The sequence below is a fragment of the Mucilaginibacter sp. genome (assembly GCF_028288105.1).
In the GTDB taxonomy this organism is placed as follows: domain Bacteria; phylum Bacteroidota; class Bacteroidia; order Sphingobacteriales; family Sphingobacteriaceae; genus Mucilaginibacter.
In genome coordinates, this window is sequence record NZ_JAQBOI010000197.1 from 1 (window position 1) to 8,857 (window position 8,857).

9 protein-coding genes are annotated in these 8,857 nt (G+C 40.4%); 8 read left to right on the forward strand and 1 reads right to left on the reverse strand.

The window, feature by feature from the left end:
* The 5 genes from JWQ85_RS13545 to JWQ85_RS13565 form a co-directional block, all read left to right on the forward strand.
* On the forward strand, nucleotides 1-359 hold a 359-nt coding region (locus JWQ85_RS13545), incomplete at its 5' end, for a cation transporter dimerization domain-containing protein (RefSeq protein ID WP_299468811.1).
* Nucleotides 360-842: 483 nt separating this feature from the next.
* Nucleotides 843-3,602, forward strand: coding sequence for a TonB-dependent receptor (locus JWQ85_RS13550; protein WP_299468813.1), 2,760 nt, complete (start codon nucleotides 843-845; stop codon nucleotides 3,600-3,602).
* A gap of 315 nt (nucleotides 3,603-3,917) precedes the next feature.
* Nucleotides 3,918-4,346 (forward strand): PepSY-like domain-containing protein, encoded by a 429-nt coding sequence (locus JWQ85_RS13555; protein WP_299468815.1) that lies wholly within the window; start codon nucleotides 3,918-3,920, stop codon nucleotides 4,344-4,346.
* Nucleotides 4,347-4,352: 6 nt separating this feature from the next.
* Nucleotides 4,353-5,012, forward strand: a complete 660-nt coding sequence (locus JWQ85_RS13560; protein ID WP_299468816.1) for a phosphatase PAP2 family protein — start codon at nucleotides 4,353-4,355, stop codon at nucleotides 5,010-5,012.
* A gap of 120 nt (nucleotides 5,013-5,132) precedes the next feature.
* The gene (locus tag JWQ85_RS13565) at nucleotides 5,133-5,708 is read left to right on the forward strand and encodes a DUF4142 domain-containing protein (RefSeq protein WP_299468818.1); all 576 of its coding nucleotides are present in this window, start codon (nucleotides 5,133-5,135) and stop codon (nucleotides 5,706-5,708) included.
* A 724-nt stretch (nucleotides 5,709-6,432) separates the two neighbouring features.
* Here the strand turns inward: JWQ85_RS13565 and JWQ85_RS13570 are convergent.
* Nucleotides 6,433-7,473: a hypothetical protein gene (locus JWQ85_RS13570; RefSeq protein WP_299468820.1), complete on the reverse strand. Its 1,041-nt coding sequence runs from the start codon at nucleotides 7,471-7,473 to the stop codon at nucleotides 6,433-6,435.
* A gap of 110 nt (nucleotides 7,474-7,583) precedes the next feature.
* Here JWQ85_RS13570 and JWQ85_RS13575 point away from each other — a divergent pair, with 110 nt between their 5' ends.
* Genes JWQ85_RS13575 through JWQ85_RS13585 form a run of 3 tightly spaced genes read left to right on the forward strand, consistent with a single transcriptional unit; the run spans nucleotide 7,584 to nucleotide 8,267 of the window.
* Nucleotides 7,584-7,754, forward strand: a complete 171-nt coding sequence (locus tag JWQ85_RS13575) for a heavy metal-associated domain-containing protein (protein ID WP_299468822.1) — start codon at nucleotides 7,584-7,586, stop codon at nucleotides 7,752-7,754.
* A 9-nt stretch (nucleotides 7,755-7,763) separates the two neighbouring features.
* The gene (locus JWQ85_RS13580; RefSeq protein WP_299468824.1) at nucleotides 7,764-8,003 is read left to right on the forward strand and encodes a hypothetical protein; all 240 of its coding nucleotides are present in this window, start codon (nucleotides 7,764-7,766) and stop codon (nucleotides 8,001-8,003) included.
* Between the two features lie 24 nt (nucleotides 8,004-8,027).
* Nucleotides 8,028-8,267 (forward strand): hypothetical protein, encoded by a 240-nt coding sequence (locus tag JWQ85_RS13585; protein WP_299468826.1) that lies wholly within the window; start codon nucleotides 8,028-8,030, stop codon nucleotides 8,265-8,267.
* Nucleotides 8,268-8,857: the final 590 nt, after the last annotated feature.

The window sequence follows — 8,857 nt, forward strand, 5'->3', positions numbered from 1 at the left end:
CAGGTAAGGGGTACGAAGGTGCCGACGACTGGGCTGCGCTTTTAGCCTCCGGCATTGTCTTTTATAACGCAATCCAGCTTTTACGCCCTGGCCTGGCTGAAATTATGGATGCTGCGCCATCTGGCGAGATTGTGGATCAGGTCAGAGCATTAGCCGCAGAGGCTGATGAAGTATTGTTTATAGAGAAATGCTACGTGAGAAAGATGGGCTTCGATTATTTTGTTGATCTGCATATACAGGTTGCTCCGGATTTATCAGTCGCAGAGGGGCACCGCATCGCGCATTTAGTTAAGGATAAATTAATGGACAGCAAGCTTTCCATTAAGGATGTACTGATCCATATTGAACCTTTTTCTTAAAGAAAAGCCTTCCTTCACCACGCTTTTCTCAGCCGGCTCGCTAATTCATTCGGTGGGGCCATTTCGCTTGCCTTTCTGGTGGCGGCGATGTTTCTTTATTAAAAGAGAAACTCAAAATTCTTAGTGATCTCCTTTATAAATCAATCGCGCTGCTTTTTGACCGCCATTTGCCCTGGCCGCGATGAGGAATAATTTTAATTCAGGAACGTATAAGGACGTTCCAGTAATATCGAACCGGGCTTCCGCTGCGTCTTCCGCCGAAAAATGCCTGCTCCACTTTCTGATGCATTGGGGGGTGGTTTATAATGACTTTGGGTGTATTATTGGCTGGTAAGAGGTGTTGGTGGAACGCAAGTTCAATTTACAGAAGGTAGTTTAATGATTTTATTAAAAGAATTGCAGGTAATTTTAGTTTTTGTTATTATATCCATAATAATCATTAACTTACATTTAAATTAGTATAACTAACATAGCCAAGCTTTTATGATCAAAAATTTACTTATTGCTATTGCTTTTACGTGCACCGGCTATATTGCCACAGCACAAACCGTAACGGGCGTTGTAACGGATGCGGTTAGTTCTACGCCTATTGCGGGTGTTACCGTAAGGGTTAAGGGTGCTGCCGGTGGTGCAAGTACTAACCAAATGGGTATGTATACCATTAATGCATCCTCAAATGCCGAGTTGATATTCACCTACACCGGTTATAAAGCACTTACTGTTTCTATAAGCGGCCGTACTAATATCGATGTCTCTTTAACAAGCGATGTTAACCAGTTGAATGAAGTGGTTTTAATCGGTACACGGTCTGCCGGGCGTGTTAAGTTGGAAACTGCGGTCCCGGTTGATGTAGTGAATATAAGTAAGGCATCATCAAACACAGGCCGTTTGGATCTTACGGATATCTTAAACTACGCTGCGCCTTCTTTTAATTACAACAAGCAGTCAGGCTCTGATGGTGCCGATCATGTAGAATTAGGGACATTGAGAGGCCTTGGCCCGGATCAGACCCTGGTATTGGTCAACGGAAAACGACGTCACTCTACTGCATTTGTTTCGGTATTTGGTACACGCGGCCGGGGTAACTCCGGTGTTGATCTAAGTTCTATACCAACAGCTTCAATTGACAGGGTAGAGATATTGCGCGATGGTGCTTCCGCACAATACGGATCAGATGCTATCGCCGGTGTCATCAACTTGGTTTTAAAGAAAAACACAGGTGAATTTACTGCAAATGTAGGTTATTCGGGTTATTATGATCCGGCTTTTAATAGTGGCAAAAGCATGGTATCCGGCTTTTACCCACACGGTGGCGCTATTGATGGCAACGGTATCACTATTGATGCTAACTATGGTTTGGCTATTGGTACAGATGGTTTTATAAACTTTACCGGTGATTATGCCAAAAACGGTAAAACTTACCGGCAAACACGTGATACCGCTTTAGCTAACCCAAATGCATTGCCATTTAACCCATACAGACGTGCCAATGGTGATGGGTCATCAGAATCGGGCGCATTCTTTTACAATAGCGAAATTCCATTTAGCGGTACCAAAACATCGTTTTACAGTTTTGGTGGTTACAGTTATAAAGCAGGGGAGGCTTATGCATTTACCCGTAATTTTTCTGGCAGGCCGGAGCGCTTTCCAACGAATGGTACAGATCTGATCATCGTGCCCGGTATTATCTTCCAGGATCCTGATGGTGACTCTTATTACAACCCGCTTATTCAAACCCACAATGCAGATATTGCATTTGCAGCAGGATTGAAAGGCACATTTGGCGATTCATGGGACTGGGACCTAAGTAATAATGTAGGTAATAATAAATTTCATTTTTTTGGTGAAAAAACTTTTAATGCCTCATTAGGGGCCGATAAAACTCATTTTGATGACGGAGGATCGGAATTTTTACAAAACACAGCCAACTTGAATATCAATAAACGTTTCTCAAAAGTTTTATCCGGGTTTAACCTGGGCTTTGGCAGCGAGTATAGGTTTGAGCGTTATAAAATATTTGCAGGGGAGGAGGCATCCTATAAAAATTACGATCCCGCCGGCATCAAAGCAGCGGGATCTCAGGGTTTCCCTGGCTTCCAGCCTGCTGATGCCATAAGCGACAACCGCTCTGTTTTTGGGGGCTATGTGGATATGGAATTGGATGTTACCAAAAAATGGCTGGTGAATTTTGCCAACCGTTATGAACACTACAGTGATTTTGGATCAAATTTTAATACCAAATTCGCTACCCGTTATAAGATCACTGATAACCTGAATTTCCGTGGATCGGTAGGAACAGGTTTCCGTGCACCATCTTTACAACAGATCAACTATAGCTCTACATTCACCAATGTACAGGGCACTGTGATATCAGAAGTAAAGATAGCGCCTAATTACAGCCCTATTACCCGTGCGGCGGGCATACCTACCCTTAAACAGGAAAAATCTAAAAATGCAGGTGCCGGGTTTACTTATAGACCAATACCAGAATTAAGTTTTACGGTTGATGGGTACCTGATCAAAGTGAAAGATAGGGTAGTACTTTCCGGCCAGTTCAGCGCATCAGATCCAACCCTTGATCCTGCTTTTACAGCAACCTTAAACAGCTTGAATGTAGGTTCGGCACAGTTTTTTGCTAATGCGGTAAATACAACCAATCGCGGTTTGGATGTGGTGATAGATTATACTAAAAATGTTGGTGTTAACCGTTACAGATTGTTATTTACAGGTAACTTCCAAAGCATGGATATTGATGATATTAACTATCCGCCAATATTAAGCACAACAGCGGCGCTAAGGGAAACCTTTTTAAGTTCACGCGAAAAGAAATTTATATTGGCATCTGCCCCGCCACAAAAATTTGCTTTAAATCCGGAGTATGGCCATAAAAGCTTTACGGTGGGTGCGCGGGTAACCTATTTCGGCAAAATAGACCTGTTGGGCTATGGCGACGGCTCTACGCTTACGCCAACTGTACCAACCGACGATGGTTCTGCGCAACTTCCAGATCAGTATATTTATAGCGGTAAAGCAGTAAGCGATGTGTATTTCTCATACAGGCTTAATAAATCAACCAGGTTCTCTTTAGGTGCCGATAACGTTTTCAACGTTCACCCTGATCTTGCTTACGTAGCCGGCGCTAAAGGTTATGCTTACAACAACGAACCATCAGGCCCGTTTGATGCTGTGCAAATGGGTGGCAACGGCCGCAGATTTTTTGCCAGGATCGGATTTAATTTTTAATGCTGAAATACATTTAATTGAGTCGTCCTAAAATACGTTGACAGATTTAATGAGCTAAAAAAAGTCCTTGTCAGTTAAAATGGACAAGGATTCTTTTTGTGCTAAATCAAAATTACAACCTTGTATCTTCAATTAAAATGTTTTGCCTTAAGATCGCGATGCGTTCGCAATTGCAGTATCTTAATAATGCTATAATCTTGTTTATCTTCTTTACTATCCCAATAAAAGGACCTTGAGAACGATTGGGCTGTTCGAAAAACTATCTGTACAAATTTCCTACAGATTAATTAGCTATACTTGATAGAAACCATGAATATGAAAAGGAAATTATTGTTTGGATTTATTGCTGCTTTGTTGGCAGGAAATTTAATGGCGCAAGATTTAAAAAGTTCCGCGGTACCAACCGCTGTTAAAACTGCGCTGAGCAGAAAGTATCCTAAAGCCACCAAAGTGAGTTGGGAAAAGGAAAAAGGCAATTATGAAGCTAACTGGGGTGGGAGGTCCGGTGAAGATAATTCTGTTGTATTTACCCCAGCCGGTTCATTTGTTGAAATTGTACAAGCTATTGCAATTAGTGCATTGCCGCCCGCTGTCGCGCCCTATGTCGCTACACATTATAAAGGTGCAAAAATAAAAGAGGCCGGAAAGGTTACCGATGCCGCTGGCAAAACCATGTATGAGGCTGAAATAAAAGGTGGGGACCTAATTTTTGATGAAAAAGGAGTTTTTATAAAAGAGGACTAAATATACATGCCTTTTAATAAAAAACATAAACGCAGAATGCTGTATGTGATAGGAACTATAACAGTAGGCTTCTTATTGCTTACAGCATTTGTTTTCTTCCTTCCTCTTTCTATCATAGATCGAGAATTTTCAGAAGAAGTTCAGGAGCATCAGAATCAGTTCTTAGACACTGTGATGAAAGTGATTAGTTGGTTTGGTTATATGCCCAATTCGCCTATCATTGTTCTTGGCACGGCATTTATGTTTTTCTTAGCTAAATATAAAAGGGAGGCAATATTTGTCGTCTTAACTTTGATTTCGGGACTTGTAAGTTCTCTGGTTAAGCTGCTTATTAACCGTCCAAGACCTTCCCAATCTTTGGTCAGGATCCTTGAAAAAACACAACAACAAAGTTTTCCAAGCGGACATGTGCTTTTCTATGTTACATTTTTTGGCTTCTTAACTTTATTGATGTACCAACTAACAGCTATTCCTAAATATTTACGAACGATAATTGCGGTTGCTTCCCTATTATTGATATTTTCAATTCCATTTTCACGGATCTATCTCGGTGCCCATTGGTTCACAGATGTGCTGGGCGGCCTATTGTTAGGGCTTTTATGTTTATCTGCGGTCAGCTATCTTTATTTAAAAGAAACCGACAGATATCGAGGCATCCAAAATTAACCGTAGCAGGTAGCTCACTTAATTATTCCAGCAATTTTTATAGCCCAAAACAAGGAAAACAATACTCTTGGAGAGCGCCGTTGGCATATTATTTGAACCTTTATATATAAACATAACGAGATGAAAACTAAAAGATATTTATTAGTTGTTCCTGCCTTACTTGTACTGTTTAGCGCCTGTAATAATACCGGCAGAAAAGACAGTGAAAAAGTTGCTGAGCAAAATAATACCCAGAAAGCGGATAGCAGTAAGGCACTGGAGAAAATTGAAGGCGATAGCAAATTCGTAGTAAAAGCTACCAGTGGCGTTACCATGGAAACGGAATTAGGGCAGTATGCTTCTGAACATGCCGTAACTGCGGGTGTGAAAATGTTTGGAGAAAACATGGTGAAGGATCATAGTAAAGACAAGGAAACATTAAAAAAACTAGCAGCAGAAAAAAAAATTACTATACCTGCTCAAACCGGTGAAGATTTCCGGAAGCATATCAACGAGATAACCAGTAAAAAAGGAATTGAGTTTGACAAAGCATATATAAGTTTTATGGTTGGAGATCATAAAGAGGATATAAGCGAGTTCACGAAAGAGGCAAAAGACGGAAAAGATGTTGATATTAAAGCGTTTGCTGCTAAAGGTGTTCCCGTACTTCAACACCACCTTGATATGGCGACGTCCTTGAATGATAAGTTAAAATAGTAGGACTATTTATCGAATTGCTGTATAACGATACTGTTATATAATTTGTAGGCGGATACGAACAAGTAGCGAAATATAGGTAAACGTCACTTTTACCTCCTCATCCCTGTTTTTTGCTGTAGAACTTGTAAACATAATTTATTTTTTGCTTATCAATACAACGCTTTGCCAGCCCGGTTAACAAGATGTTAATCACTAATGAAGTGCTGACAGCAATTTGAGTATCGACGAATTTTGCTGTCAGAACAACTTTCGAGCTGATTATATTTGTTCCGTTTACAGTCTATTACGCGGACAAACGTTCGTGAAATAACAAGGGATGATCATCAGCTTAACAATGACATGACTATAATTGCTGGTGATATTAAATCATTGTGAGAATAAAAGCTTATTCAGTTAAACAGCAATGTCATAAGTGGTAAAATGAAGAAGCATGAAAAAGTGTGGTTTCAGGTTCGGGCCTAACCAGGGGGTAATCAATTCGAAATTTTGTTAAAACGGAATAAGGAAACTCCCATTAGTGACTTCATCTGTCTGAATTACATAAGGGAATACTTTCTGGTTGCATAAATAGATTAGCATAGCATTGTGTAATCGAAGATAATAGAACTGACTGATTAGTGCGTTTTTCATATTTATTTTAAGGGTAAAGACGGAATATTATTAATGCGTTTAGTTTTAATTTTTTGGGGTGACAGAAGAAATTTGTATTCTTGTAGCCACCTCAAAAAGTCTTTGACTTCACCTGTTCAGCGTCCTCCCATACCAATAACAATTTGTTTTTCGGCAAGCCCATAGTTTTTAAATAACTGCCTTTTCCTATATCGATCACCTTATTGGTGCCGATATATTTTATTTTCAGGTTACCATTCTCGGAAAATGAAACAACGCTTTGACCACCTAATGAACTGATACTACAATCGCGCCCTGTACCTATTTCAACTTCATCATTGTCCGGCTTTGCATAAAATAGCTTTCCCTGCCTTTTCCAGCTGGTACTTATGGAATGGTCTGTATTGAATGTCAAACCGCCGCCATCCATTGGGCATGCGTTCAGTTTCCAGGTACCGGTCCCTAATTTCTGTGCAGCGCCAAAAGTAATTCCCTTGTTGTCTGATCTGACGAGGTATAGATCTCTCGAACCCATCAACCAATTGCGGAACATGATCGCTACCCGGCCTCCGTCCACCGCGATACTTGGGCGACAACATTCACATACGTGGCCGTCGGGTGACTGATAAGCCAACCTATTACGGCTCCATTTATTTGATTTCGGTGTTAAGGAGGAGAAGTAAATATTATTGTTTTTAGCAATGCGGGTGTCCAGCCATACCGCATAAAAATGGTCCTGCATATCCGAAGCGATATGCATTAATCCTTCAGGTGCTGACGAACGCTGGTCGTTTAAAAAGCCCATCACCTTCCAGCCTTGCCTTGATCGATGGTTAAGCGTGAAATAATGAATATCTCCCTTTTTGTCGATAGCCGTCACGAGACTATAATTTACCGAACTGGCCAGTTGCGGGCCTCTGGCCATGCCAAGATGCATATCGGGCACGATACCTACTAAAACTGGTTTTGAAAAGGCTTTACCCGCATCTGTAGAGGTCGTACAAAAGATGCTGTCCATTCGGCCATAGACCAACCTGAGCACACCGGCTGCATCCTTAGCGACCTGCGGCTGGCGACCCTGAAAAGAAGTTTGGGCAGTTGCAGTATTCCAACTGATAAAGCATAGCAACAGTAAAGCAAACAAGTTTCGCATAGGGTTTGATCCTGGTCAATAAACAAGGTAAAATTATGTAAAAAACAAACGGAATGCTATAAAATTACATGCGGGATTGCTGATTAATTTTGTATCGTTAAATCATCATCATGGAAAGAACAAATTTACAGACACTGACTTTTCCCGTTACCGGCATGACTTGTGCCGCTTGCGCATCCAGCGTGGAATCTATGATAGGCAGCCAAAAAGGGGTAGAAAAAGCAGAAGTCAATTATGCCACACAATCGGTAAAAGTTGCATTTTACCCTGAATTGGTATAGGCTATAAATTTGCAGCATTCCGTTCAGGCAATCGGATACGACCTGATCATCGATACGGTTAACGGAAAGGAAAAGCAGGAAGAAGCACAACTGCACCGATATAATAAGCTAAAAAAGAATATTATCTGGGCAACGGTTTTAACAATTCCGGTAGTACTGATCGGCATGATGTTTATGGATATGCCCTATGCTAATTATATCATGCTGGTATTGACGGAGCTTCATTCCGATCTTTCCTTTCAAAACTAACAAGACCATCAATTGCATACTGTAATGGCTGAGGAAGATCCTTGCTGCCAAAGTGCGGTCAATGGTTTTGCTTCTTTGGCCAAATTGGTACCACAACCCGTAAAAGTTCTGATGCCAATTTCTACCGCTGTTATTCTATATTCATACGTATATACTCTTATTTTAGTGCCCGTTGTTAAAACAGCTCACCAGACATTGATCGATGAGCGACAGCGTCTGCCGACACCTGATATTCATATCATTATTCAAAGTTTTCAGGTTTGATCTGTTATTCAGAACGCTAAACATGGCTTGCCATGCCCGGAATTATTGTTTAACAAAATGTTATCATCTAAAAACTGGATATACGATTTTTGTTACTCTATTGTTACTCAAAAATGGCTAACTAATTGATATTTAGCGCTATGTTATTATCTTTTAGAAAGTACTTGAAAAAAAGTTATTAACACCTTGATTATCAATAAAATAATGTTTATATTATTTCTGTTACTCATTTGTTACTCATACTTCATAACTCGCTGATAATCATAGTATAATCACTTTTTGTATCGGCAAGTAGGCCCGACAAACACCCCAGTTTTGGAAGTGAGAACGGCATAAAACCTGTACCAACAAAAGCCAATTCATAATTGGGTTCGGGGTGTGCCGTCGTTCGAAATAACGGAAGCGGATACCACAATCATAATGGTATTCATAGCAATATTCTAATGATGACGCTATACCACAATAAACATATAGCAGAGAAATAGAATGAAAACAATTTTTTATTGCGAATAATATTTCTATACCTTTACAAAAAACTTTAGGGGTGCCTTGTGCTGAGAAATACCCTTTGAACCTGATGCAGTTAGTAC

Coding starts and splice junctions, on each gene's coding strand:
- JWQ85_RS13550 (WP_299468813.1), top strand. CDS start 843: ATGATCAAAAATTTACTTATTGCTATTGCTTTTACGTGCACCGGCTAT.
- JWQ85_RS13555 (WP_299468815.1), top strand. CDS start 3,918: ATGAAAAGGAAATTATTGTTTGGATTTATTGCTGCTTTGTTGGCAGGA.
- JWQ85_RS13560 (WP_299468816.1), top strand. CDS start 4,353: ATGCCTTTTAATAAAAAACATAAACGCAGAATGCTGTATGTGATAGGA.
- JWQ85_RS13565 (WP_299468818.1), top strand. CDS start 5,133: ATGAAAACTAAAAGATATTTATTAGTTGTTCCTGCCTTACTTGTACTG.
- JWQ85_RS13570 (WP_299468820.1), bottom strand. CDS start 7,473: ATGCGAAACTTGTTTGCTTTACTGTTGCTATGCTTTATCAGTTGGAAT.
- JWQ85_RS13575 (WP_299468822.1), top strand. CDS start 7,584: ATGGAAAGAACAAATTTACAGACACTGACTTTTCCCGTTACCGGCATG.
- JWQ85_RS13585 (WP_299468826.1), top strand. CDS start 8,028: ATGGCTGAGGAAGATCCTTGCTGCCAAAGTGCGGTCAATGGTTTTGCT.